Origin of the sequence: Tsuneonella amylolytica (genome assembly GCF_003626915.1) — a bacterium.
GTDB lineage: Bacteria > Pseudomonadota > Alphaproteobacteria > Sphingomonadales > Sphingomonadaceae > Tsuneonella > Tsuneonella amylolytica.
This window is the reverse complement of sequence record NZ_CP032570.1, coordinates 1,583,204-1,609,911: the sequence shown is the minus strand read 5'-3', so window position 1 is coordinate 1,609,911 and position 26,708 is coordinate 1,583,204. Positions and strand designations below refer to the sequence as shown.

Here is a 26,708-nt window from a genome sequence, read left to right as displayed (position 1 = left end):
GCTACAACGGGGCGCAGGCCTCTTCCAGCCAGGTCAGCACGTCGCCCTCGAGTTGCGGGGCGAGAATACGGCGCACCTCGGCGTGGTAGTCGTTCCACCAGGCGCGTTCCTCGCCGGTCAGCAGCGACACATCCACCAGCGCCTTGTCGATCGGGGCGAAGGTCAGCGTCTCGAAGCCGAGGTAGTCGCCCTCCTGCCCGTCGATCTGCCGCTCTTCGACCAGCACGAGGTTCTCGATACGGATGCCGTAGGCGCCTTCCTTGTAGTAGCCGGGCTCGTTCGACAGGATCATGCCGGCCATCAGTTCCTGATCGCTGCCGGCCTGCGCGCCGGTGATCTTGGCGATTCGCTGGGGCCCCTCGTGGACCGACAGGAAGCTGCCGACGCCGTGCCCGGTGCCGTGCGCGTAATCGACGCCGCCGGCCCACAGAAACTGCCGCGCGAACGCGTCGATCTGCCCGCCGACGGTCCCTTGCGGAAAGACCGCGCGGGCGATGGCGATATGGCCCTTGAGGACGCGGGTGTTGCGGTCCTTCTGTTCGGGTGAAGGTTCACCGGGGCCGATCCACACGGTGCGGGTGATGTCGGTCGTGCCGTCGAGATACTGGCCGCCCGAATCGCACAGATAGATGCTGCCCGGCGCGATGGGGATGTTGCTGCCTTCATCCACCCGGTAGTGCGGCAGGGCGGCGTGCGGGCCGGCGGCGCTGATCGTGTCGAACGACAGATCGCGCAGCATGTCACTCGCCTCGTCGCGGAATTCGCGCAGCTTCGCGGCGGCGGACAGTTCGTCGAGCCCGCCCTTCGGGCCTTCGACGCTGAGCCAGTGGAGGTATTTTGCGATCGCGGCCCCGTCGCGCGCCTGCGCATCGCGGTGGCCCTGCTGTTCGACCGGGTTCTTTACCGCGCGCGGCAGGATGGTGGGATCGCGCACCGCGACCGGCTTCGCGTTCGCACCCTCGAGCGCATGGAAAATCGCCGCGACGCCGTAGTTCGGATCGACCGCGACCGTCTTGCCCGCCAGTTCGCCGAGCGCGCCTTCGAAGGTCTCGCGCGGGCGGATCGTCACCGCGTTGCCGAGATGCTGGGCGAGTTCGGGGGTGACCTTGTCCGGCTGAATGAACAGCTCGGCCGTGCCGTCGGCATGGGCGATGACGTAGGCGAGCGCCACCGGCGTGCGCTCCACGTCGGACCCGCGCAGGTTGAGCAGCCACGCCACCGAATCGAGCGCGCTCATCACCACGGCGTCGTAGCCTTCGGTCTTCAGCCAGTCGGCCACCTCGGCCCGCTTGTCGGCGCTCGAACGACCGGACCGCTTGTCGTCGTGGACGATGGCGGGGGCGTTCGACGGTTCGGGCCGGTCGGCCCAGACCGCGTCGATCGGGTTGCCGTCGACCGGCACGAGGGTGGCGTTCTTCTTCGCGAGCGCGCGCGCAACGTCCTCTACCCAGCCCTTGGAATGCAGCCACGCATCGTAGCCGATCTTCGCGCCCTCGCCGACGTTGGCGGCGAGCCATTTCGCGGGGCTGGAGGCGGGGACGCCGACGTATTCGAAGAGTTTGCCGTCGACCTGGTCGCGCACCTGCACGGTGTAGCGCCCGTCGACGAAGATTGCTGCCTTGTCCTGCAGCACAGCGGCCGACCCCGCCGAACCCCCGAACCCCGTCAGCCAGTGCAAGCGCTGGGCATAGGAGCCGATGTATTCGCTCATATGCTCGTCGCTGATGGGGACGACGAACCCGTCGAGCCCGCGCTTCTTCAGCTCCTCGCGAAGGGCGGAGAGGCGGGCCGAGCCGGAGTCGAGGGCGGTTTGCATCAGCATTGTTGCGGTCCTTTCGCGCCCCACATAGGGCCGTGCCATGACCGATGCCACCTCCAACCCGCCCGCTCATCCCCCTCGCGCGGCGAAGCGCGCGAGCACCGCGACCCATCACGGGATCACCGTCAGCGACGATTATGCTTGGCTTAGGGATGCGAAGTACCCGGTCGTCGAGGATCCGGAAATCCTCGCCCACCTCGAAGCCGAAAACGCCTGGTTCGAAGCCGCGATGGCCGGCCAGAAGGACCGCATCGATGCGCTGTTCACCGAGATGCGCGCCCGCATCAAGGAAGCCGACAAGTCGGTCCCGCAGAAGGACGGCGACTGGCTTTACTGGATCGAGTTCGAGGACGGGGCCGAATACAAGAAATGGTGGCGCCGGCCAGTGGCGGCCGGGGACGACGCAGGCGCGGACGAGCTGATCCTCGACGAGGTCGCGCTGGCCGAGGGCAAGGAATATTTCCGACTGGGCGCGATCAGCGTGTCGAACGACGGCCGGCGCCTTGCCTACTCCATCGACGACAACGGCTCCGAACGCTTCACCGCGCGCATCAAGGACATCGCGACCGGCAAGCATCTGCCCGACGCAATTCCCGGCACGCTGTCATCGCTGGTCTGGGCGGCGGGCGATACGGCGCTCGTCTACAGCCTCGCCAACGAACAATGGCGGACCGACAACGCGCGCCTGCACGTGCTCGGAACGCCGTTGGAAGACGACGTCGAGCTATACCACGAAGACGACGAAGGCTTCCGCGTGGGTGCCGGTCTTTCGACCGACGAGAAATGGCTGGTCGTATCGACCAGCGACCACGAAACCAGCGAGGTCCGCCTGATTCCCGCCGCCGACCCGCTTGCCGAGCCGATCCTCGTTAAGGCCCGGCAGAAGGGGGTGGAGTACGAGGTCGACGTGCACGACGAACTCGGCACGGATGGCACGCTGTTCATCCTTGCCAACGATACGCACGAGAATTTCCGCCTGGCGACGGCGCCGCTGTCCGCCCCGGGAGACTGGACCACGGTGATCGCCGGCTCGGACGCGTTCTACCTCACCGGGTTCGATATCTTCCGCGACTTCTACGTCGTCGAGGGTCGGCAGGCCGGCCTCGATACGATAGAGGTTCGCTACTACGACGATCCCGAGCGTATCGAGCCCATCGCCTTTCCCGAGGAAAGCTATTCCGCTTCGCTCGGCGACAACCCCGAGTTCGCGATGGACCGCCTGCGTGTCGGCTACGATTCCATGGTCAGCCCGGCGACGACCTACGACTATCATGTCGCGGATCGGCGGCTCGAGGTGCTGAAGGTGCAGGAGGTGCCCTCGGGCTACGACGCCTCGCTATACACGACCGAACGGTTGCTCGTTCCGGCGCGCGACGGGACGCAGATTCCGGTCTCGATCATGTATCGCAAGGATCGGCAGAAGCCCGGGCCCCTCCATCTCTATGGCTACGGCGCCTACGGCATCGCGATCCCGCCGGGGTTCTCGACCACGCGCCTCAGCCTCGTCGACCGCGGCTTCGCCTACGCCATCGCGCACATCCGCGGCGGCGACGACCTGGGCCGGGCGTGGTACAAGGGCGGCAAGCTGGAAAGCCGCATCAACACCTTCACCGACTTCGTCGACGTGGCGAAGGGGCTCGTCGAGCGCGGCTACATCGAAAAGGGACGCATCTCGATCTCGGGCGGCTCCGCGGGCGGCGAACTGATGGGCGCGGTCGTCAATTCCGATCCCGCACTATGGGGCGCGGTCGTGGCGCATGTGCCGTTCGTGGACGTGTTGGCGACGATGCTCGATGCGTCCCTGCCCCTCACGCCCGGCGAATGGCCCGAGTGGGGCAACCCGATCGAGGACCGGGCCGCATTCGAGCTGATCCAGAGCTACAGCCCGTACGACAATGTTCGCGAGCAGGCCTATCCGCCGATGCTGGTCACCGCTGGCCTCAACGACCCGCGCGTGACCTACTGGGAACCCGCCAAGTGGGTCGCCCGCCTGCGCGAGAAGAAGACCGACGACAACGTGCTTCTCTTGAAGACCAACATGGGCGCGGGCCACGGCGGCAAGTCGGGCCGGTTCGAAAGCATCCGCGAGATCGCCGAGGAATACGGCTTCATCCTGTGGCAAATGGGGCTGTAATTTCTCGTCGCAGGGGCGCGGTCGTTGTGTTCGCTCTCCTGCCCGTGCTGGCGGCATGGGCCTGGTACGCCTGGTCCCCTCGCCTGGCGCTGGCCGCGCTGACCGATTTCGACGCCAGTCCGGCCGACATTGCGCGGCTGTACGACCGCGATGCCGTTCGCGCCGGATTTGCGGCGCAGACGGAACCTGCGGTTGATAGCTATCCCCCGCCGCTCACCAAGGGCGTGGTCCTCGATGCGCTGTCCGATCCGCGCGCGATCCGGATGCTGGTCGTCGAACCCTACGGCCAATGGCAGTTCGCCGCATGGGACGGCCTGCCGCAGCGTATCCGGACCGTTCTAGACGCAGACGACGACAGTCAGACGGGATCGATGCCCCGTATGCTCGAGACGACCGCGAACTGGTCCATCGAACGCCGCGGCCTGTCCGGATTCGCCGCATGCGGTGCGGACCGGCCGGGCGGCAAGACCTATCGCTTCGTGCGTCGCGGCCTGTCGTGGCGGTTGGTGCACATCGAACTGGAACATACGATACGATGAGCAGTCGCCATACCGTCCGCTTTACCGCCGCGCCGGAGCACATCGACGAACTGGGCCACGTCAACAATGCCGTCTGGCTGCAGTGGGTTCAGGCCGCCGCCACGTCGCACTGGCTCGCCGACGCCGCGCCGGACTTCGTCGAGCGGTACCTGTGGGTCGTTCTGCGCCACGAGATCGACTATCGCGGCAACGTCGGCCTGGGCGAGACGGTGACGGCCGAAACGCACGTGCCGGCCGGACCGCAAGGCGCGCGGATGCCGCGCGACGTCGTCTTTCGCGATGCGGCGGGCAAGGTACTCGTCGAGGTAAGGAGCATGTGGGCGCTGATCGACCGCGAGACCATGCGCATCGCCCGCGTCCCGCGCGAGATGGTCGCGCCGTTCCTCGACTGAATCATCGCTTGCGGGGCGGCAAGGGCGTTGCTAGAGGCGCGCGCCTACCGGAGAGCTACGGCTCTTCAAATCCCATCCGATGTGCGGTCGTGGCGGAATTGGTAGACGCGCAACGTTGAGGTCGTTGTGGGCGAAAGCCCGTGGAAGTTCGAGTCTTCTCGACCGCACCACACAGTCCTGAATGATCCGCAAGGATCAGAAAGGCCGCGGTACTGACGCCGGGAATGGCGCAGTTCCGCGGCCTTTCTGGTCCTTGGCCGTGTCGAGTGCGGTCGGAGACGCGCAGATATCGCGAGCCACCCGGGCGCAATTCGCCCGCCGTCTCACTCGCAAAAATTCTAACTACAGATGGAATGGCTCAAGTGAAGCCGAGCTCGCGGCGCTGGTCGGTCCAAAGCGAGGGGCAGCGGCGCACTCGTCAGCCGCATGACCGTGAGGTGCTCAGGCTGCCGCCCATCGACGATGGCGGTGACGCTGTCGGGCGCGAGGCACGAGAGCCCCACCAGCTTTGCAAGCCGCGTGCGGCACCGCCCTGCTCGCGGGCAGTGCTGGCGATAGACTTGCCAAGGGTGGCCGACACGAGTTGCCTGGCCTGGTGCGCCTCGGCCACCAGCGTTAGCGAGCCCGTCATCGCGACGCGCGGGCTTCCGGCTAATTACAGCAAAGGGTGCGATCTTTACCGGTTTTTTTTCGATTGAGAGGTCGGAAATTCTGAACCTTCTCATTGTCCGCAATGCGGTCGCTGGTCGAATGGCAGCTCGTTTGCTTCTGGAACAGGAAGCCGACAGTCTGCAACCGGCAAAGTTTCGGTCCGACCGCTTTGCGCCCTGATATTCGCCATTCGCCCTTCGATCCGCCCTGTCCGAAAGCGGACGTCAATCGGATTCCGTTTCAGGTAGTGAGAAGGACCGTAACCGCAGTCCTGGCGGGGAAGCGGTCGGTTCGCTACGGGCGAGAATAGCGAAACGCGCGTCTACGTCGCATTCAGGTTGCGCCCGTTTAATGGGTCAAGGCTTTGTTGCCGAGCTTGCTTTGTTATGACGGCTCCAACGATAACGAGAAAAAGCGTTCCCCAGAATATCGCCGGGAATGGCGCTTCGTTGCCCAACGCAAGGCGCGCAAGCAGGGACGTCACCAGCGCGATCGGCCCGCCCCAGATGACTCCATTCCAGGCTGCACGCAGGCGTGGTTCGTGAACGCCGCGCCTTTGCCGCTTGCCGAGCCAGATGTAGGTGCCGGTCGCGCATATTGCGGTAAGGGCGAGTCCGAACAGCAGATACGCAAGCTTGACCCCTAGTCCGCCGAACGTACCGAAATGGAGGCGATAGGTCGACGCGGCGGCTTGCTGCCCAAGCGATCCATCGGACAATCCTGCCGTGTGTTCGAAGCGTCCATCGGACGAGAAGGCGTAGTATTCGCCAAAGATAAGGCGGCGCTCATGTTCGCCGACGATCTGGACATGCTGCCCTTTGGTCAGAGGATCATGGAGGATTGCGTAGGTGACGCGAACTCCGGGATACTCGCGAGCCATGTGCTTCAGCGCTGCAGCGACATTGGGCGCGGCTGCGGCCGTGGCGTCGGGCTCGCCTTCCTCGCCGAAGACAGGACCGTAGACTGCCTCAAGATCGCCCCCGTAGTCGTTGGCGGCGATTGCATAGGCCGTTAGGGACGCGAGGCCGATGAGCGCGCCGGTCAACGCTATCGCCACCGAGAACGGCAGCGACCAGACGCTAAGGCGGTTGTGCCAGTCTGCCAGCCCCACTCCGCCGCCGTCGCGCGCCCGCAAGCGAAACGCATCGCGAAAGATGCGTGGGTGGGCGACGACGCCGGACAGCGCCAGCGCGAGCATCATCACGCCGAGGATACCGACGATGGTGATGCCAACGAGGCTCGGCAGGTTGAGCGTGTAATGCAGCTCGACGAGGAAATCCGACCAAGCGATCTCCTCCTCTCGAGCGATGTTGCCGGCGCTATCGAGATGTACCGCGTTGGTGTCGGTCGAAATGGTCGTTCGGGGCAGGTCGGCGACCGGCAGGTGGACGTAGAGGTGCGTTGTCGTCGGCTTGCCGGCCTCGCTCTTCAGGACAGCCTCGACGCCGCGCTGAACTGCATGCGGATCGATCGTGCTCATTTCGGGCGCATCCGGCTGCTCCACGCGCTGCAACTCGGAGTAGAAGACCGCGAGCGTACCCGTGAGCGAGACGAGATAGAGCAGCGCCCCTGCGATAAGACCGATCGCGGCATGGACGGATAGCGACCGCTTGACGGTGCTCGGCTCTATCGTTCCGCTCATAACGCGCTCCCCATCAGGATCGCCGGCACGGCGCTGGCGATGCTTGCCCCGATCCAGCCAAACTGGGCCCGGCGGCTGGTTGTCATCAACATGAAAAAGGCAAGCAGGGTATAGGCGAGCGGTGCGGCGAACAACGCCAGGACGGTCGCATTGGCTGCGTCTGCACCGGTCGCAGACGCGAGCCACCGGGTCGCGACCGCTATGGCAATCGCGCCGAGAAGCGCACCAGCGCCGACGATGAAGAACGTCGCGGACCGTCGCCCGAGACGCAGAGGCTCGCCTTGCTCTGGCAACATTCCCGCGCGGCGGTTCGACGCTTTTACCTTAGCAGCCGGGGCCGATATCGCCGCGATCGACAGCACCGCATAGGCTGCGCCCATCGCCCACAGTGTGACGATTGTCGCGCCCCAAGCGCCCGCAGCTTGCCAACCGAGCGCAATGGCGAGAACGCCGAGGCTCCACCCAGCGACATTCAGTATGGCGGAGCGCTTTCGCCGTTGCCATGAACTGCGCAGGACCACGACGGCGGCGACACCAGCGAGGATTGCGGCCACGAGGTTACTTTCGAACGCCATCAGAACCGATAGCTCACGGTGCCGAACAAGTTGCGCTCGCTTCCCATGAAACAGTCGCCGCGGGCCAGGCAGGCAGAATAATGCCGCTTGTCGAACAGGTTGGTCGCGTTGACAGTGAACGCCCACCGGTTCCAACTCACTTCCGCGAAGGCATCGAACAGGGTGTAGGACGGAGTGACAATCCCGTTCGGGAAGGTCGGTCCGTACGAGCGGTTCTTGCCGACGTATCGCGCGCCGCCGCCGATCAGTAGCGATGTGTCTTCCGACAAATCGAAGCCCTTGGTCGCCCATAACGACGCATTGATCTTGGGCACATTGTCGAGCTGTCGGTCGGTACCGTCGATTTCCGCTTCGTTATAGCTCATGTTGCCAATGAGGTTGAGATCACCCGGCAGCGACGCGGTCCCCTCGAACTCGATGCCCTTGGACGTGAGCGAGCCGATCTGGATCTGGTCGAAGGGATCGGTCGTGCTGTCGTCGGATACCGGCCGGTTGCTCTCACGGATGTGGTAGCCTGTCACCGTCATGAGGATGCGGTCGGCCGGGTGGAACTTGATCCCCGCCTCGTACTGGCGGCCGCTCTTGGGAATGAACGCGGTACCGTCGCTCGCCGTGCCGGCGATCGGCTCGAAGCTTTCGGTGTAGCTGAAGAAGGGCGACACGCCCGCGACGATCTCGCCGATCACGCCGGCACGGATCGTCGTCGCGCTGTCGAACTGGCGCGGGCTGGCGAAGCTTCGCGCGCTGGTCCAGTCGCGGCGGGCACCTAGGACGACGGAAATCCGGTCCAAGAAGCGGACCTGGTTCTGGAGATAGACGCCAAGCTGGTCCTGTTGGACGTCCTCGGCCACGTAAGTCGGTGTCGGCAGGCCGCCGCCGTAGTCCGAAAGTGAATCGTAATCGATGTCGTAGATATCGAACACTTCATAGGCGAAGCCGCCCGTCTTGCGCACGCGATTGAAGCTGAAATCGACGCCGGCGAGAACGCTGTGCTCGACCGCTGCCCCGGTGTTGAAGTCGAACTGGACGTTGTTGTCGGTCGAGAAGATCTCCATCCGCGCCAGGCTGCCATCGACATAGAGACCCATGATCCGCTGGTCGGGATCGAGGAAAGGGTTGCCAGGGTTCGAATAGTTGTCCGGATAATGCGTGAAGTAGGTTAGGTCGCTGTCGATGTAGCGCGCCTTCAGGTTGAGCTTCGCGGTGCCTCCAAAGCTATGCGAAAGTAGGGCGGTACCTTGAAGCAGGCGGCCGTCGTAACGGTCCCAGCCGGGTTTGCCGATGAACAGGCTGTCGGGAAGCTGGCCGTTCGGGTTGGGTAGGATGGTGCCGACAAGCGGCAGGAACTGTGAGGTCGAGCCACTATCGTCCTCCTGGTAGAGGCCAATGAAGGTCAACTCGGTGTCGGGCGAGAGCCGAAAGGACACCGACGGCGAGACCATCACCCTGTCGTCGGGCACGAAGTCGGTTTGTGTCCCGGCGTCGCGGACGCGGGCGACGACCCGGCCCGCGACCGCATCGTTCAGCGGACCGGTGAAATCGACGAGTGCCTCCTTGCGGTCGAACGATCCATAGCGGAGCGACACCTCGCCGTGCTTCTCGAACTCAGGCTTTTTAGAAACCAAGTTGATAATGCCGCCGAGCGCGCCTTGCCCGAACAGAACCGAGGCCGGTCCACGTACGAGCTCGACCTGATCGAAGTTGTACGGATCGGCGCGAATGCTCGCGTAGTAACTGAAGATGTCTCGCATTCCGTCGCGGAACTGGAGCGCGTTGATTCCGCGCACGAATGCTCCGTCTACGCGGCTGTCCGGGCCGTAAGGGTTGGTAGTCACGCCGGATACGTAATTGAGAGTGTCGCCGACGCTGACCGCACCCTGGGCAAGATAGAGGGCGTCATCGATGACCGTGATCGGCTGCGGGGTCTCGATAATCGGGGTGTCGGTCTTGGTGGCGGTGCTGCCGTCATCGCGCGCGCCGGTCACGATGATTTCGCGCTGTTCGGTGTCTGCCATCTCACCAGCAAGGACCGGACAGGACACGAGCGCGGAGGCGCACAGAATGGCGGTACGATAGCGAAGCATGATGATCCCTGCTGTTGTTTGCCGCCCCGTTATTACGATTCGCTCGCATATGCAATGCTATTGCGAACCACTCGCAAAAGGTCTTGACAGACCTCGGCTCGATTTCGACAAGCGCAGGCTGGTTGCAAGGGCTGCCGTCGACGGAGTGTTCTGTTCATGTATGAGTTTATCGACCGTGACGTTGACGGCCTCGATCGGGGTACGCGCTTTTTACTGTCCGCCATGCGATCCTGGGTGGCCGCGGTCCCCGGCGGGCAATGTCCCTGCCTAGGTATAGGGCCGTCTTTTTCCCGGAACGGCCTAACCGCCGCCCTTACCCCGTTTCATGTGTCGATGACGATCTTCAATCGCGATGCCCTGGAGATCATGCGGTTTGGGTCCGCACATTGTACGCGGGTCCACGAGCACGAAGCGCTTATCCTAAGCTTGGTGAGTGCGCTGCGCGCAGGTCGTCCCGAGCGAGCGCGAGCGACCATGTCTTTTTTCATCCGAGAAGAGGCGGTTCCCAACCTGCTCTGCTCTCTCTACGCACTTGCAAGGTTGATGGCGCGAGCGGCGCTGTTTCCCCAGTTGCCCGATCGTAAATGACAGGCGGGGAAGACATTCATCTGCGCCTAAGTGTTACCATTGGGAGGCGCCGAATGGCCGTTTTTCGCTGCGTTTGCTGGAAAGCCGACAGACTGCTGCCAGCCCATATCTTGCCGATGGACGCTTTGCCGACAGGTGGCAGCTTTCAGGATCGCCCGAAGCTCCTAGCAATGGCCACGATTGGGGTGGAAAGCGGACCTCCCAAAGCTGCTCGGGGGATGATAAGATCGATACCATCAGTGGGATCAGAACAGCGAGACAAGCGATGTTGAGGCGCGGGCCGCGCACCCAGAAGTTGAATAGCTGAACTGCGAACACGGTTAAGTTGAGAGCGGTGTCGGTGGGGTACCAGACCCGCCCAAGTGCAAGTCCGAACAGTTGCAAAGCGACCGTGCACACGAAGATGATGCCGATCACCTGCCGCTTATGCTGCCAATAACGTTCATCGATGCTATCGTGACTGTCGGACTCGGCCGGGAAAACCATCGAAGCAGCTAAATAATAGCCTCCCGTAATCAAAACTCCCGCACCAAGGGTATGCCAAACACCGGGGTGAATGTCCTTGATGATCCAAAATACAAAGCCGCCAGGCCGCTGTCAGGGCACCCTCTAGAGTCACCCTAAGGCTATCATGGAGTGAGAAGCCGACGCTGCGCCGGTAGGTGGGGGTGCTTCAATTTAGCGCCACAAGGGGGGCAGGAATCTCTTCCACAAGAGGCCGATCCCGATGACGCACAAACCGGTTATCCAAATCGACACCGGAACCCAGAACGCCAAAAACAAGCAAGCGGCGAGGCCGGTAAGCGCGACCCAGCGAGGGTAGAGGCGCTCCTTCTCCGGCAGTCGCAAAGCGGCTAGATTGGTGATCGCGTAATACACCAGCACTGTGAACGCGCTGAATGCCCACGCTGTCTCAATGCTACCCAGGGAGGCGAGCGTCGCGACGAGGACACCGACAGCGATCACGGCGGCAGCAGGCGACGCATCTTCCTTCGAAAGACGGCCGAAGAAAGGGGGAACGTCCCCTTGCCTTCCCATAGCAAGGAGGACCCGCGACAGCCCAAGAATCAGGTTGAGCAGAACCCCAAGCATCGCGGTGATTGCACCGACCGCGACCAGCCGCGCCAGCAACGGCGCGTCCATCGCTCGGGCCGCAAGTTCCAGCGGCGTTGCCCGCGCACCCGGCGCATTGGCGAACCTGTCCGCGCCGACACTGCTGATGGCGACCGCCGCGACGGCTACATAGAGCAGCGCCGTCACAATAAGGGTGACGATGATAGCACGCGGGATGGTCCGCCTGGGGTTCTTCACTTCTTCCCCGAGCGTGGCGATCCGCCCATAGCCAGTGAAGGCAACGAACATCAGGGCAGTCGCATAGAGGAACGGCTCCAGCAGGTTGCCTTCCCTGCTGGTGAAGAAGGGCACCAGATTGTTCTCACCCTCGGCAACAGCGATCGGAGCGCCCCAGACGATGAATGAGCCAAGGGTGAGCAGCGTAATCGAGACAATGACCATGTTCACCCAACTCGATCGCCTTATTCCGCCAAGAACGAGCATAGTGAACAACGCAACCGCGGCGACGGCAACCCAAGCCATGTAATCCAAGCTGCCACCCATCAGGCGCAGGAAATAGCCCGCGAAGCCGAGAGCCGCGGTAGCCGCAGAAGCGCTCTTGGCGCAAAGGAACATCCAACCAGCGGTGAAGCCGAGGGTGGGACTGAGATAGCGATAGCCATACTCATAGGTGCCGCCGCTGACCGCATGACTGGCAGCGAGCTGCGCACTCGACAGGGCGTTGCACGTTGCGACCCCTGCTGCGAGAATGATGGCGAGGATGACAGCGGGACCTGCGGCGCCTGCTGCTATGCCGATGCTGATGAACACACCGGTTCCAACCATGGAGCCTAGACCCATCATGGTCGCGCCGCCGATGCCGAGTTCGCGTTGGAGGCGATCGGGCTGTGTCTGACTCATCGTGTCATCACCGGGTTTTGTTCACGCCTCCGAGGATATTCGATGGTCTGAGCCCGAAGTTTCTACCATCTACGAGTAGAGCCTTGGGTCGTTTTGATGCCCTTCGCTTAGCGTGATGGCAACAACCGTATCGGGGGCATGCCCCCGATACGGTTTGCTGCTTGATCCAGCCCCGATCTCGACCGGGGTTCGGTTCCCCAAGCTCGAGTGGGGCCGGAAGTGGTTGTAGTCGTGCCGCCAGGCTTCCAGCTCCCGGCGAGCATGGGCGAGGCGGGTGAAGATCGTCTCGTTCAAGAGCTCGTCCCGCAGGCGGGCATTGAAGCCCTCGATGAACCCGTTCTGATAGGGTTTGCCCGGCGCGATGTAGTGCCACTCGACACCCCGCTCCTTCGACCAGCGCAGGATCGCCATGCTGGTCAGTTCGGTCCCGTTGTCGCTGACGATCGTATGGGGCCGCGCCATCCGCTCGAAGACCGCCGCATCGAGTTCACGCCCGACCCGCGCGCCAGAGATCGACGTATCGGCGATCAGGCGCACGCACTCGCGGCTATAATCATCGACCACGGCGAAGTTCGGAACCGGCGCCCGCAGGCGAAGGCATCGGAGACGAAGTCGAGGCTCCAGCGCTGGTTGGGTCCCTGCGGGATCGTGATCGGCGCCCGCGTGCCCAGGGCCCGCTTGCGACCACGACGACGGCGCACCTGCAGCCGTTCCTCGCGATAGAGCCGCCGGAACTTCTTGTGGTTCATTGCCCATCCCTCCCGGCACAGCAGCCAGTGCAGCCGACGATAGCCGAACCGGCGCCGCTGTCTGGCCAGTTCCCTGATGCGCTCGCGCGCCTTCGCATCGTCAGGCCGACGACTGACGAAGCGCACCGTCGTCTGATCAGCGCCCAGCACCGCTCAGGCACGGTGCTGGCTCACCTCGAAGACCTCCTGGAGATGAGCCACCACCTGCCGCCTGGCACCGGGCGCTAGAATTTTTTTGCGCTGATCTCCTTGAGCATGGCGTTGTCCAGCATCGAATCCGCCAATAGCTTCTTGAGCCGTGCGTTCTCCTGCTCCAGCTGACGCAGCCTCCGGGCATCGGACACTTCCAGCCCGCCATAATTCGACTTCCACTTGTAGAAGGTCGCCGAGCTGATCCCGTTACGGCGGCACACGTCTGCCCTCGGCATCCCAGCCTCCTGTTCCTTCAAAACAGCGATGATTTGCTCCTCGCTGAACCTGCTCCGCTTCATCCGTCCGTCTCCTTGTCGAAGGCCGGACTCTACTAATCACTGGAGGAAATCTAAGGGCTCAGACCACCTCGCCGTACCCGCGGTCTTCGAGCCGCTTGCGATATCGATCGGGAAGGGGATCGTTAGTCCGGTCGTAGAGGGCCTGCGCTTGCCGCCACCTCGCGAGCCGCCGCGCGCGCTGCTCGCGTTCGCTCTCCGCGGTCTCCCGGAAGCGCTCGGTAGCAAACGTCACGAACTCCTGCTGCTCGTCGCGGAACGCGAGGAGCCGGTCCCATCGCTCCTTCTCTTCCGGCGTCTTTGGTCCGGCGTAGCGAACCTCGGCGGTGCGGGCGTCGATAATGACGTCGCCAGGATGCGGCAGCGGGGTCGGCTCGGACAGACCATTTGCTCGAGCGTATTCTATCTCCTGCTCCCAGCCATGCTAATAGTCGATCGCAGTCGCGTAATGATCAACGCGAAGCCGACGATCTTCCTCCTCGATCCCGCGCACCAACTCGGCCATCGCCGCCTGGGCAAGACGATTACAGCGAACCCGTCGATGGAACTCGTGCTCAAACTGGCCCAGCTTTTCCGAGTGCGCGTCGCAGACCTCGTCGGCGAAAACCCTGATGCCGAAGACCAACCTGCGGAGACGGTGGCCGTGTTCCGGGATCTCAAAAACATGGACACTCGCGATCGCGAGACCATTCAGATGATGATGGAAATCCTGAAAGAGCGGCGCGAGCTTCGCGATTGAGCCTCGATCGGCTTGAACTCGACGGACTGGGCTCCCCGACCGAGCTCGCCCGGCGCATCCATCAGCTTTGCGCCTCGGCTTCCGCCAAACTTCGCGATCGAGGAAGTCTGTCGCCAGCTTGGCATAAGGCCTTTGGTTCGATCGTCCTCGCCCCAAGTCGGCGACCAGAGCGGCGGCGCCTCTCGATCGCCCATGAACTGGGTCACTTCCTGATTCCAACGCACATGCCCACACCCGGCGGGGGTTTTCATGCACGCTCGATCATTTGCGAACCGCCGACGCCGGAAAGCATGACCGCCGGCTGAGAGTCGAGGCTGAGGCCAATCGTTTCGCCGCGAGCCTGCTCATGCCGCCCGCCCGAATTCTCTCCAACCTGACTTCGAGAAATCCCGACCTTGCAGAGATCGTCCGCCTCGCGAGCAAGTTCGGCGTCAGCCGGGAAGCGATGGCTCGAGGCTATATCGACGCGCATCGCCAGACCCTGGCCGTGATCATCCTTCGGGCCGGAAAGATCGATCGCGTGTATCGTTCCAAGGCCTTCCCGTGGATTGAACCTTGCCGCGCTCAGCGGGCACCCGAGGACTCGATCGCATTCGACTTTGGCTTCGTTCCCGGCCAGATATCCGAGGTGGTGGAGTGCGATCCCAAGATATGGCTCGGTGAGTACGGTGCCCGCAAAGTTGCGGTCCTCAGCGAGCAGGGCTTGGCGCAAGCCGGCGGTTGGGCGACCGTTCTACTCCATGCCGAGTTGAGCGACGACGGCTGAGACTTGTCCCTTTTCCGCGCAGCAGTTCGGAGCCACGCCTTTACGCTGCTATGGCATTCCGCATTCGCTGTTTCTCGATTTCACTACGCTGCTCAGGCAGGATAAATTCCCTGTTCGTCTCGGGAAATGGCGGAATCCTTCGGTTTTCGAGGTCCCCCCAAAGTCAATCCGGCCCGAAAAATTGTGTTTTCCCTGTAGATTCCCTGCAAAGCAGGGAAATGAGGGATGAGACCGGTTCGCTCGGGACTGCGTCGCGCACCAGGATGTTTCCCAGATTACCCGCTGGCGCCCTGCAAAACGCTTTGCTAAGCGCGCGCCTCCGGCACGCATGCACCCGTAGCTCAGCTGGATAGAGCGCTGCCCTCCGAAGGCAGAGGCCACAGGTTCGAATCCTGTCGGGTGCGCCAGCTTTTCTGCCATTCCTGCGAAGTTGGCTAATTTGCTCTCCGGTGTGGCGAACGGAACACGAGGCTCTTTTGGCGCCATATCATCCGTTCCGTCCGCAATCTGACTACCGTCGCTCAGTCTCTGGTGAAGATGCGTTGCTCGCCTTTCGGGCAACGGGGATCAGACGGAGCAAGGGCTATCTCACGCTCCCAGTTGTTGTAGTTCGTCTCAATTGTTGCATGGGCCCATGCGCGGCCCATGCGGATGAGCGCGCGTCGATAAACCCGCAGGTATCAGTCCGACCACCCTCTCTCGGTTTGAGAGAATGCAAACCGACTCGCTGTTTATCTCGACCGACGGAGTAAGTTTTCAATCCGAAGCTATGGCTTACGCGCTTAAATTTCGGTCCTGTAATGATTTGTCAGCGGCTTGCGCCGACTTTTACTAATGGCCGCATTGCGCCCTAAACCTGGTCTTTCGAGCGGTCGCAACTTAAGCCCGAAAGCTGTCGCTGTTTTAGACTAGAACCGATGGCTGATACTTGCCCTAACAGCGCTCGTTTTATCGAATCTGAAGTCTCGAGAAGCCTCCTTGTGTGCTTATTGCCAAGCCAATCCGACTAACGACCTTTTCAAGCGACTGTCACGCTAGTCCCATCACGGTGGCTGCGAGTTCAACTTGTGTAGCGACATGGGCCTTGAAATAAATCCGCTTGAGATGGGAGCGCACCGTGCTTTCCGCAGAACCGGTGAGGCGAGCGATCGCGCGCGGTCCGGCGCCGTTCGCAATATGCGCGGCGATCAACGCCTCGGTCGCGGTGAACCCGAAAACCTGCCGTGCGACCGCTGCGAGGTCCTCCACACGCCGATCGAGCAGCGACGGCAGCACAAGCACCGCGCGGCGAAAGCGCAGCGATTCAGTGGCGGGCAGCGGCTGGAAACGGATGAACAAGGGGCTTCCGTCCCCGTCGCGCAGCACCGTGGAACCGGGACCGGGCCGGGCCGCGATCGGATCGAAAGCGTCGGCGAGGGCCATCGCGAAGTCTGTGGTGCTCGCATGGTGCGCCGCAACGAGGAAACCGTTGGGTGCGACCAGCCAGTTGCCGCGGCGCAGCATGTCTTCGGCGAGCGGCGACATCGCCAATACTCGCCCGTCGGCGGCACAGACGAACGCTGCCTTACCGATCGTTGCGAACGTGCCGGCGATCAGTCTTTCCTGCTCTCCTTCCAATGTGACGCGCGCCTTCACGGCATTGGATAAAGTGCGCACAAGAGCATCGAACCTCTTGCGCTGGTCCGGCGGCATGTCGCCTTGGGATGTGTCGCGCAGCACACCCGCTCCGATGAGGCAATCATCCTCCCGGAATACATTGACGAGACGCGAATACCCGATCGAATTGCGCTCTATCCAGTCGGCGAACTCGGGCGAGCGCATCGCATCGAGTTCGGGCGTGAAACTGGCATCATCGAAGATGTCCATTTCGCCCCGAACAAAGCCCGTCCGCACGCGAGAATTGATTCTCGGGTCGGCGCCGCCTGAGAGGATAAATTCCGGTAAGGCTTCGGGATCCATCCCGGTCATGATGTTGAAGCTCACACCGCTGACAGGATCGAAGCCGATCAGCTGGGCAGTGCGGCAACCTGTGGCCACCGCGATTGCTTCCAGCGCCGATCGCCAGCTGCCGCGCGAAACGGCTGCATCCTCGATCAGCCGGATAGCCTCTGCGTGGCTTTCATCTCCTCTCACCGTCCTTTGGTAAAGTCGCAAACGCTTTTTGCACAAGCCAAAAAGACGCCTTCTCAGTCGATATACCTCAAATGGGGGATGACTGATGCCCTACCTCCGTTTAGGTTTCGCGCTGGGACAGGGGGTCAGGCAATCCGATGAGTAATGAAGGCTATTCCCGGCCGCGCGCAGGCGCGGTCGTTGCTGCAATCCTGGTGGCGGGCGCTGGCGGCCCGGCGATGGCGCAGGCTCTGCCGAGCCGCGAGCAGATCGAACTGCCGCAGTTGACCCCGCCGGAAACCACGACGCAGGTTTCGGTCGAGCGCCCGCCTCAGACCGCGGCCTGCCCTTTTTCTGCTAGCGATCTCGCCGCCGACATTCGGTCTGTAAACTTTACAGATGGTGCGGGCGAAACATTGCCAGCGGATGTTGCGCAGGTGCTCGCGGGCATTGAGCCGGTTGCGGGCAACCAACCGCTGTCGCAGATCTGCGCCTTGCGCGACGCTGCGGCCGACCGCTTGCGCAGCGCGGGTTATATCGCCGCAGTGACGATCCCAGAGCAGGAAATCGGCAAAACGATCGGCACGGTCCGGCTTGCGGTGCTGCTGGGCCGGCTGGTCGGCGTCGACGTCGTAGGCGACAGCGGCGGACAGGCTGCCCGGATTGCCGCGCGTATCGAGCGGCTCAAAAACCTGTATCCGCTGCGAACCGCCGACCTGGAGCGCGAATTGCTGCTCGCATCGGACAATCCCGGCGTCGACGTCAACCTGAACCTCGCCTCCGCGGGCCGCCCGGGCGAGCTAGTCGGCAGATTGGCAGTGACCCGCAAGGCCTTCGCGCTGACGGCGAATGTCAACAACTTCGGATCCAGATCCCTAGGGCGTGAGATCGGGACCGCGCGCGCGGAGTTCTACGGCCTGACAGGTCTTGCCGACGTCACGTTCATCGGAGCCAGCAGCTCGCTCGATTTCGAGGAGCAGTGGAGCGTTCAGGGCGGCCACTACTTCTCGCTCGATAGCGGAACGACTTTCGGCGGCAGTCTCGCCTACGCGAAATCGCGGCCCGATATCGGCCTGCCTATCCGCGCGAAATCCCTGCTCGGGGCGATCGAAGGCTACACGCCCGTCGTACGCACCGTGGCGGCGCGCGGTACGGTCGGCGGCGGCCTCGAAATCATCGATCAGGAAAGCAATCTGGTCGCCAGCGGCGTTTCCGTCCCGGTCACCCGCGACAAGCTGCGCGTCGCCTTCGCCAAGGTCGAGGGCACGCGTCGCGGTTTCGCGCCCGACGGATCGATCGCATCGTTGTTCTCCGGCACGTTGCAAGTGCGCAAGGGTCTCGACATTCTCGGCGCGAGCGAGCGCGGTATCGCGTCTGGCGGGTATTCCCCCAGCAAGCTGGACGGCGATCCGACTGCGCTGGTCGTGCGCGGTGGCTTTTCGAACCTGATGCGCTGGGGCGGGTTCGGCCTGCTCACACAGTTGCAGGGTCAGTATTCGGCGAAGGCTCTGCTTGCGTTCGAGGAGTTCTCGGTCGGCAACTACACAATCGGTCGCGGATACGATCCTTCGGCGACCTCTGGCGACAGCGCGCTCGGTGTGCGGGTCCAGCCGAGCATTACGGTACCCGTCCGGCGCGTGACGATCGAACCCTATACCTTCTTTGACGCCGTGCGCATCTGGAACGAGGACCGCTTCACGACCGAAAACGGGCGGAGCCTGCTGTCGGCGGGCGCCGGCGCGCGGTTCTATCTCGGCAACCGCTTCGTCCTCGACGCGGGCTATGCCCATCCTTTCGACAAATCGCTCGACCTGCCGCTCGCGAAGCGCGCGCCTGACCGGTTTCTCGTCTCCCTCACCGCCTCGTTCGGCCCGTCGGCCCGCTAAGCGCCAGCAAAGGAATCGCAGCCATGCTCGCACGCAATCTCCGCACCGTCCTCGCCACCAGCGTGGCGCTTCCGCTGTTTGCCCTCGCCGCGCCCGCGATGGGGCAACTCGTCAATTCGGGCGATCTCGTCACGGCGCAGGATAGTGCCGGCAACCCCGGTCAGATCACCATCTCCAACCCAGACGCGAACACGGCTAACATCAGCGTCCTGGCACCCGTCGTCGTGGCGAACTGGAACCAGTTCAACGTTCCCGGCGGCACGACGCTGAACGTGACCAACGGCTCGGCCGCGGCCCAGGCGTCGCTCCTCAACCGCGTCATCGGTGGGAGTTTCTCCGACACCGGGGGGACGATCAACGCTGCCGACGTCAACCTGTGGCTGATCAACCCGAACGGAATCCTGTTCGGCAACAATACGTCGGTCAATGCGTCAAGCTTCTACGCCTCGACTTTGAGCGTCACCGACGCCGATTTCTTCGATTTCTACGAAGGCACCAATCTTGCCGGCAACGGCTCGGGTTCGGTGCAGTTCTCAACAAACCCGGCGTCTTCGACGTTTATGATCGCCCCTTCGGGCACCAAGTTCGTGACCGACGGAACCCTGTTCTTCGCCAGCCCCGGTCTCAGTCTTACCGGGACATTCGATGCCGGAACCGGCGCTGCGGCTTTTGTCGCTGCAACGGACGTGACCGTCAACTTCACCCCCGGAAGCCCGATCAGCTATACGCTGAATGCCGGGACCACCATTGCATCGCAGGAAATCGGCGGCACGGTGAAGGGCAACAGCGCCGATTTCGTGTTCGTCACGTCGGCTGGCGCGATGAATGCGCTGCTGACAGTGGATGCCGACGTCGCCACGACCGCCACTGCCGGAACCAACGGCATCCGCCTGATCGCGCAGGGCGCGGCCATGCCGGATGTCGACGTCAACGGCGCGCTGTCGACAACCGGTGACCTTACAGCGAACGTGAGCGGCGACCTGACCTTCGCACAGGCAGCAAACTCTGGCGCCATCACGCTCAACGTCGGCGACATGCTGACGGCCGACGATCTGACCGCCACGAGCGGGCTCGCAACTCTCAACGCCGAAACTATCGACGCAGGCGGCGTTTCGGCGGCCGGCGGCATCCGCTTCCAGACCGACAACGCGGGCAGCGCGACGTTCGACAGCCTCACGTCGAGCGGCGGATCGGTGCAGGTCAACGGCCTCGTGCCGAACACAGTAACCGTCAGCGGCGCGACCAGCGGGACCAGCGTTTTCCTCATCGCGATCAATGGGCTTCAGACCGGCTCCGCCACCTCGACTGCCGGGACCGTCAACCTGACGTCGCTGTCCGGATCGGTCAGTTCCGGCGCAATCACGGCGACGGGTGGCAATGCGACGGTCGGTGCGGCGGGAGCCGTCACGGCGGCTTCGATCACGTCGACCACCGGGGCAATCGATGTCGACAGCACGGGCGGAGGCAATCTGTCGCTCGGTGCATTGAACGCGGCCACGAACATCACGCTCGATACGAGCGGATCCGTCCAGGGAACGACGGCGGTCGCGGGCGGCGCGTTCACCATCGGCGACTCGGTCGATCCGTCGAGCATCAGCTTCACGGGTGCGCTTCAGGCCGGATCGTTCGATTTCGATGCGACCGGCGCGATCACGATCCAGAATGCCACCGCCACCAATGGCTCGATCGATTTCGACAGCGGCTCGATCAATGGCGGCGCGCTGGCCGCCACCGGTGCGATCCTCCTCGATGCGACCGGCACGATTGCGCTGGTGTCCGCCGCCGCCAATTCAGACGGAACCGGCGCGGAAGGCGTTGCGATCGGCGCTACCACCATGCCGTCCTCCCTAACCATCTCCGGGCCGACCAGCGGCGCGTTTGTGGACCTTCAGGCTTCGGGCAATCTCAATCTCGGCAGCGTGACTTCGGCGGTTGGAACCGTCGATGTGGACAGCACAAACGGCGCCATTTCTGCCGGCGCAGTGTCGGCCACGGGTGGGGATGCGTTGCTCACGGCGGGCAATGGCATCACCGCGACCTCGATCGCTTCGACGACCGGAGCGGTCGACGTCGACAGCACGGCAGGTGGGAACCTCAACCTCGGCAATCTTGCCGCCGCGACCACCTTGACCGCTGATACCAGCGGATCGGTTACGTTCGGCTCGGCCACCGCGGGCGGCGCATTCGCGGTCGGCGGGTCGGTCGATCCGTCGAGCATCACCGCTTCGGGCAACATCTCGGCCGGCTCGGTCGACTTCGATTCGACTGGCGCGCTCAATGCGCTGGCAATCGCCGCGACCGCTGGCGGAATCGACATAGACACAGCCTCGACCAGAGCGGGCGCGCTTGCCGCGACCGGCGCTATCACGGTGGATGGGACCGGCGCGGTCACCCTCGCCTCGGCCACGGCGGACAGCGACGACAACGGATCGGGCACGCTCACCATCGGCGGCACGACCACGCCGTCGAGCCTGACCATCACCGGTGCCGCGCAGGGCGTAGCGGCGGTGATGCGCGCAGCGGGTGCGGTCCAGCTTGGCGATGTCACCTCGACGAACGGCGCGATCGATATCGACAGCATCGCCTCGACGATCACCGCCGGCGCGGTTTCCGCGACCGCCGGTGACGCGGCGCTGACAGCGCCAGGCGCGATCACCACCGCTTCGATCACGACGATCACCTCGGGCAGCATCGCTGTCGACAGCATGGGTGGCGGAGCGCTCGACCTCGGCAACCTCACGTCGGCCGGCAGCATCGATGCCGGTACTTCGGGCGCGGCAACCGCGGGCACCGTCAGCGCGGTGGGCAACTTCGCCATCGGAGATTCGATGCGGCCGTCCTCGCTCGTGCTGACAGGCGATGCCACGGCAGCGACGATCCGGTTGCGCGCCGGCGGTGACATCACCACGCAGAACCTGTCGGGCGCGTCATTCAAAGCCATCGCTGCGGACGGCGGGCGCGTTTCGACCGGCGACATCACGACCACGAGCAACTCCGCTCTCGTGACGATTGAGGCCCGCGGCGCGACCGGTTACATCACCACCGGCGATATCGCCAACGGAGGCTCGATTTTAGCCGTCAGCGCCGAGCAGGATATCGTCGTCGGCGACGTGACTAACCCGGCGCCGGCCGGGTTCGTCGCTGCGACCGCGCTATTCAAGTCGGGTGGTTCGACCACCATCGGCGACGTTTCGACGGGCGAGGACCTCGTCGTGCGGGCCGGCACGGAGTTCACCGGCGGCAATCTGATTGCTGGCGATGACGTCGACGTGATTGCAAACGGGACGATTTCGATCGCATCCGCGACCGCAACCGGCACGGGACCCGACGCCAATCGAGCCTCCCTCGTTGGGTCGCCCGGTTCCGTGACCTCTGTCGTGTTCGCTGCCGAGACCCTGCCGGGTTCCAACATCGCGTTGACTTCCACCGGTGGGTCGGTGATTGCCACCGGTGCACTAAGTGCCGCCGATGCGATTGATGTCGACAGCGGGGCAGGTGGCGCGCTGACGCTGGGCGACCTCTCGGCGGGGACGTCGATCGCACTCGACGGCGGCGGCGCCCTGACCTTCGGCAATGTCTCGGGCGGGGCCGCTTCGCTGGCGATCGGAAGCACCCTGGCACCGTCGTCGGTGGCCTCGTCCGGCTCGATCGTCGTGACGTCTTTCACCGCGAATACCGGCGGAGCGCTGACATTGTCGGGCGCCAATCGGATCGATACGCTCGCCGGCTTGAGCGCAGGCGGAACGGTAATGGTCAATACGCTTGCCGACCTGTCGGTTACCGGGCCGGTTACCGCGACCGGGCAGGACGTCACCCTGAAGACGACCGGCGACCTTACCGTGAGCAGCGGCGGCAGCGTCACCGGCCGGATCGTCGCGCTCTCGGCTGACGGCAATTTCATCAACGACCGCGGCGCAGATGCGATCACCGCCAGCGACCACTGGGTCGTCTATTCGAATGGGCCGGCGGGCAACACCTTCGGCAATCTCGACAGCGGCAATACCGCAATCTGGAACGCGACGATCGCCACGCTGGCGCCAGGCGCGGTGTCCGGCAATCGCTATGTCTTCGCTTTCCAGCCCACGCTGACAATATCCTCGACCAGCCTGAGCAAGGTCTACGGGACCGACCTCACCGGTATGCTGGACGGCTATTACACCGCCAGCGGTTTTCAGCCGGGCGTGGCGGGGGCCTATCTCGCCGATACGGCTACAAATACCCTGAGCGGATCGCCCACGATCACTTCGGTCGGCGCCGCCGAGCGAGCCGATGTCGCAGGCAGCCCGTACGTCATGGATATCGAGCTTGGCACTCTGGCGGCCGCCAGGGGCTATGCCATCGCGCTGAGCGACGCGGGAACGCTCACGGTGACGCCGAAACCGGTAACCGCGTCTGCAGCGGCCGACGACAAGACCTACGACGGAACCACGGCCGGCACCGGCAGCATCTCGTCCGCCGGCTTCTTGTCGGGAGACGACGTGACCATCACCGGCACGACCTACACCTTCTCCGACAAGAACGTGGGGGTGGACAAGACGGTCACCATCAGCGGTGCCATGCTGAGCGGAAGCGACGCGGGCAACTACAGCCTGACGGTACCGGCCAGCACGCTCGCCGATATCTTCGCAAAGGCGATCGGCGCAACGGTGGTGGCCGACGACAAGACCTACGACGGCACCGCTTCGGCGACCGGGTCCGTGTCATTGAACGGCGTGGTGGCCGGAGACGACCTGGGCGCGAGCGGCACCACCTTCGCGTTCTCCGACAAGAACGCCGTCACCGACAAGACCGTGATCGTAAGCGGCACCACCCTCACCGGCGCGGATGCCGGGAATTACGTACTGACCGTACCGGCAACAACCTTGGCCGACATTTTCGCGCGCGCCATCGGCGCTACGGTCTCCGCAGACGACAAGACCTACGACGGCACGACCGCCGCCACCGGCTCAGTCGCGCTTACCGGCGTTCTTGCCGGGGACGACTTGGGCACGAGCGGTACGACATTCACATTCTCCGACAAGAACGCCGGGCCCGACAAGACGGTCACGATCGGCGGCACCACGCTGACGGGCACGGACGCGGGCAACTACGTCGTGACCGTCCCGGCAACTACGCTTGCGGACATTTTCGCCAAGGCAATCTCCACCACCGTGGTCGCGAACGACAAGACGTACGACGGAACAACCGCGGCGACGGGTTCGGTTTCGCTCGTCGGTGTGGTCGCGGGCGACAGCGTGGATACGGCGGGCACGACGTTCGCCTTCTCCGACAAGAACGCCGGAGCGGACAAGACTGTCGTCATCGCCGGCACGACCCTCACCGGGGCCGACGCGGGCAACTATACGCTAACCATCCCGGCTTCGACACTGGCGGACATTTTCGCCAAGGCAATCTCCGCCACCGTGGTCGCGAACGACAAGACGTACGACGGAACAACCGCAGGCACCGGATCGGTTTCGCTTGTCGGCGTCGTTTCCGGCGACAGCGTTGCGACCAGCGGCACTACTTTCACCTTCGCCGACAAGAACGCGGGCACCGACAAGAGCGTGACGATTAGCGGCACGACGCTAACCGGCGCAGACGCGGGCAATTACACCGTCAACGTCCCGACGAGCGCGATGGCCGACATCCTCGCCAAGGCAATCACGGCCACGGCCAGCGCGAACGACAAGACCTACGACGGCACGACCGTGGCGACAGGATCGCTGGTGCTGACCGGTATCGTCGCGAGTGACAGCGTCGGCACCAGCGGTACGGCGTTCGCATTTGCGGACAAGAACGCCGGCACCGACAAGATCGTCACTGCATCGGGGACCACCCTGACCGGCACGGACGCAGGCAACTACACATTGACCGGCACCTCGACTGCGCTGGCCGATATTCTTGCCAAAGCGATCACCGGATCGGTGAGTGTGAACGACAAGGTCTATGACGGTACCATCGCGGCGACCGGCACGGTCACGCTGACGGGCGTCGTCGCAGGCGACGCGGTCTCGACCACAGGCACCACTTTCACGTTCGTCGATCCGAACGCAGGAACCGACAAGACGGTTCGAGCCGCTGGAACCTCGCTGGCGGGCGTGGATAGCGGCAACTACACGCTGACGCTGCCAACGACGGCTCTCGCCGACATCCTCAGGCGAGCGATCGAGATTGTCGCCGTCGACGGGTCGAAGTCGCAGGGCCAGATCGACCCGGCTCTGACCTACACGGTGGGCGGCGCGGGGCTCGTGGCCGGTGATTCACTCACAGGAACCCTACAACGCGCGCCAGGCGAAATCGTCGGAAACTACGCAATTGGCCAAGGCTCGGTCACCGCAGGAGCGAACTACACGATCACCTTCATCGGCGGGACGTTCACAGTGCGACCGACCCCCGTACCCAACACGCTTCGCACGCTTCAGCTACCGAGCGAAGTCGAGCGTCTTGGTGGCGGAAGCGGGATATCGATTCAAGTGGACGATCTCTGTCCGAAAGACGACCGGAATTGCACTTTGTGATACCGGCGGCAGCCGAAAATTCTTTTTGAAGAAGCACAACAACGCCGGAAATCGGTCTAGCGAACGCATCCACCCTGCGGCTGAGGTTTACGATCTTTCAAGACCGTCACTGCGCTTCGCGTGGTATGAAATCGTCCGGCTGAAGCTGTTGGTGCAATTTGAATGGAGCAGACACTGCATTTTCCGGCAGGCGGGTGTCCGCTTTCGCGTGGGTTTAATTAGCACCTGTCATTCCGCTTTCGGCCCAAAACCGGATAGAAATGTATCCGCTTATTCGGCCCTTGACTATTCACCCTCGGCCGCTTGGCGCGGCCCCGATCATGCCGGGGCCGCGCCGTCGTTGGTGTCAGGCGGCGTCGCGGTATTGCTCCGCCACTTCGCACTCGAGCTGCCGCTGGTAGCCGATCAGCTCGCTTGCCCGTGCATGTTCGGGCTGTCGCCGGAGGAACGCGGACAGGTGCTCAATCGCGGCCGGGGCATAGCGGACGCCGTTGCAGCCCGTGCTCACCAGCCAGCTGGTATGCGCCAGAGCCAGGAGCAGGGTGTCCAGTTCGACGTGGTCCCGCAGGCTGCGCCATTTCTCCTCGCTGTCCGGCAACGGCGCCTCCGCCTTGCCTGCGACCAGCGCGAGGGGCACTCCGATGCGGATGAGCAGCTGCGACAGGTGAACCCAAGTTCGCCCCCGCCCCTTGATCGCCAGCGCGAGGTCGAGGTGCTTGCGGTCCCAAGCCCCGGGCTGGTCGATCAGTTGCTGCGGCAGGCGTAGCCCGGCAGTCATTGCGGCCAACCGCATCACCGGAAGGTCCGTGGCGATCGAGCCATAGCCCAAGACAACGTGCTGCGGCCGCCGGCGGACGAACTCGAAGAACTGCTCCACGACCTCCGCCTCGTCGCCCCAGTCATGCTGGTTCCACGAGGTCAGCGTATCGATGCTCACGGCGCCATCGCCGTCGACGGTGTAAGCGTAAGCAGCGATGGCGGTGATCTCCCGAACAGTGACGGATCGGCGCTGGGACGAGGCATCCATGCTGAGATGAGCGGCATGCCAGTCCGCGCGCCACTCGAATTCG

Annotated in this window: 16 protein-coding genes, 2 tRNA genes and 1 pseudogene; 10 read left to right on the top strand and 9 right to left on the bottom strand. The window is 63.7% G+C overall.

All coding sequences use genetic code 11. The annotated features are described in order from the left end of the window. Position 1 precedes the first annotated feature (1 nt). Positions 2-1,822 carry an aminopeptidase P family protein gene (locus D4766_RS07920; protein ID WP_120716967.1) on the bottom strand — a complete coding sequence of 607 codons (1,821 nt, stop codon included), beginning with the start codon at positions 1,820-1,822 and terminating at the stop codon, positions 2-4. A 37-nt stretch (positions 1,823-1,859) separates the two neighbouring features. On the opposite strand from D4766_RS07920, the gene D4766_RS07915 reads away from it, so the two are divergent. The 4 genes from D4766_RS07915 (at position 1,860) to D4766_RS07900 (ending at position 5,054) form a co-directional block, all read left to right on the top strand. Beyond that, positions 1,860-3,953, top strand: a complete 2,094-nt coding sequence (locus D4766_RS07915; protein ID WP_120716966.1) for a S9 family peptidase — start codon at positions 1,860-1,862, stop codon at positions 3,951-3,953. A 26-nt stretch (positions 3,954-3,979) separates the two neighbouring features. After that, positions 3,980-4,492: a hypothetical protein gene (locus D4766_RS07910; RefSeq protein ID WP_120716965.1), complete on the top strand. Its 513-nt coding sequence runs from the start codon at positions 3,980-3,982 to the stop codon at positions 4,490-4,492. Beyond that, positions 4,489-4,884, top strand: a complete 396-nt coding sequence (locus tag D4766_RS07905) for an acyl-CoA thioesterase (RefSeq protein ID WP_120716964.1) — start codon at positions 4,489-4,491, stop codon at positions 4,882-4,884. The genes D4766_RS07910 and D4766_RS07905 overlap by 4 nt, the downstream gene beginning before the upstream one ends. 83 nt (positions 4,885-4,967) lie before the next feature. Then, positions 4,968-5,054: transfer RNA gene (locus D4766_RS07900), tRNA-Leu, on the top strand. 803 nt (positions 5,055-5,857) lie between these two features. Here the strand turns inward: D4766_RS07900 and D4766_RS07895 are convergent. The 6 genes and pseudogenes from D4766_RS07895 to D4766_RS07870 all read right to left on the bottom strand — a co-directional run bounded on the left by D4766_RS07895 (position 5,858) and on the right by D4766_RS07870 (position 13,638). Continuing rightward, entirely contained in the window at positions 5,858-7,177 is a 1,320-nt protein-coding gene (locus tag D4766_RS07895; RefSeq protein ID WP_120716963.1) for a PepSY-associated TM helix domain-containing protein, read from the bottom strand. Further along, the gene (locus D4766_RS07890; RefSeq protein WP_120716962.1) at positions 7,174-7,752 is read right to left on the bottom strand and encodes a hypothetical protein; all 579 of its coding nucleotides are present in this window, start codon (positions 7,750-7,752) and stop codon (positions 7,174-7,176) included. Before D4766_RS07890 ends, D4766_RS07895 begins: the two co-directional genes overlap by 4 nt. Beyond that, a complete protein-coding gene (locus D4766_RS07885; RefSeq protein WP_120716961.1) occupies positions 7,752-9,836 on the bottom strand; it encodes a TonB-dependent siderophore receptor in 2,085 nt (694 codons plus the stop codon). Before D4766_RS07885 ends, D4766_RS07890 begins: the two co-directional genes overlap by 1 nt. Positions 9,837-10,457: 621 nt before the next feature. Next, the gene (locus tag D4766_RS13810; protein WP_162935708.1) at positions 10,458-10,841 is read right to left on the bottom strand and encodes a hypothetical protein; all 384 of its coding nucleotides are present in this window, start codon (positions 10,839-10,841) and stop codon (positions 10,458-10,460) included. A gap of 261 nt (positions 10,842-11,102) precedes the next feature. Next, complete coding sequence (locus D4766_RS07875) at positions 11,103-12,398, bottom strand: APC family permease (protein WP_120716959.1); 1,296 nt, start codon at positions 12,396-12,398, stop codon at positions 11,103-11,105. Positions 12,399-12,467: 69 nt separating this feature from the next. Further along, positions 12,468-13,638: pseudogene (locus D4766_RS07870) on the bottom strand (IS3 family transposase). A 445-nt stretch (positions 13,639-14,083) separates the two neighbouring features. On the opposite strand from D4766_RS07870, the gene D4766_RS07865 reads away from it, so the two are divergent. The 4 genes from D4766_RS07865 (at position 14,084) to D4766_RS07850 (ending at position 15,547) form a co-directional block, all read left to right on the top strand. After that, positions 14,084-14,374 (top strand): hypothetical protein, encoded by a 291-nt coding sequence (locus D4766_RS07865; protein WP_120716958.1) that lies wholly within the window; start codon positions 14,084-14,086, stop codon positions 14,372-14,374. Next, complete coding sequence (locus tag D4766_RS14210; RefSeq protein WP_120716957.1) at positions 14,371-14,679, top strand: ImmA/IrrE family metallo-endopeptidase; 309 nt, start codon at positions 14,371-14,373, stop codon at positions 14,677-14,679. The genes D4766_RS07865 and D4766_RS14210 overlap by 4 nt, the downstream gene beginning before the upstream one ends. Further along, on the top strand, positions 14,640-15,140 hold the full coding sequence (locus tag D4766_RS07855; RefSeq protein WP_120716956.1) for an ImmA/IrrE family metallo-endopeptidase: 501 nt from the start codon (positions 14,640-14,642) through the stop codon (positions 15,138-15,140). Before D4766_RS14210 ends, D4766_RS07855 begins: the two co-directional genes overlap by 40 nt. Positions 15,141-15,470: 330 nt before the next feature. Further along, a tRNA-Arg gene (locus D4766_RS07850) sits at positions 15,471-15,547 on the top strand. 622 nt (positions 15,548-16,169) lie between these two features. On the opposite strand, the gene D4766_RS07845 is transcribed toward D4766_RS07850, so the two are convergent. Next, entirely contained in the window at positions 16,170-17,273 is a 1,104-nt protein-coding gene (locus D4766_RS07845) for a helix-turn-helix transcriptional regulator (RefSeq protein ID WP_120716955.1), read from the bottom strand. A gap of 137 nt (positions 17,274-17,410) precedes the next feature. On the opposite strand from D4766_RS07845, the gene D4766_RS07840 reads away from it, so the two are divergent. Together D4766_RS07840 and D4766_RS07835 are read left to right on the top strand one after the other, a co-directional pair. Then, a complete protein-coding gene (locus D4766_RS07840; protein ID WP_162935707.1) occupies positions 17,411-19,138 on the top strand; it encodes a ShlB/FhaC/HecB family hemolysin secretion/activation protein in 1,728 nt (575 codons plus the stop codon). Between the two features lie 23 nt (positions 19,139-19,161). Next, a complete protein-coding gene (locus tag D4766_RS07835; protein ID WP_120716953.1) occupies positions 19,162-25,638 on the top strand; it encodes a YDG domain-containing protein in 6,477 nt (2,158 codons plus the stop codon). A 346-nt stretch (positions 25,639-25,984) separates the two neighbouring features. Here D4766_RS07835 and D4766_RS07830 read toward each other — a convergent pair whose 3' ends face one another. Further along, positions 25,985-26,665: a 3'-5' exonuclease family protein gene (locus tag D4766_RS07830; protein ID WP_120716952.1), complete on the bottom strand. Its 681-nt coding sequence runs from the start codon at positions 26,663-26,665 to the stop codon at positions 25,985-25,987. Positions 26,666-26,708 lie beyond the last annotated feature (43 nt).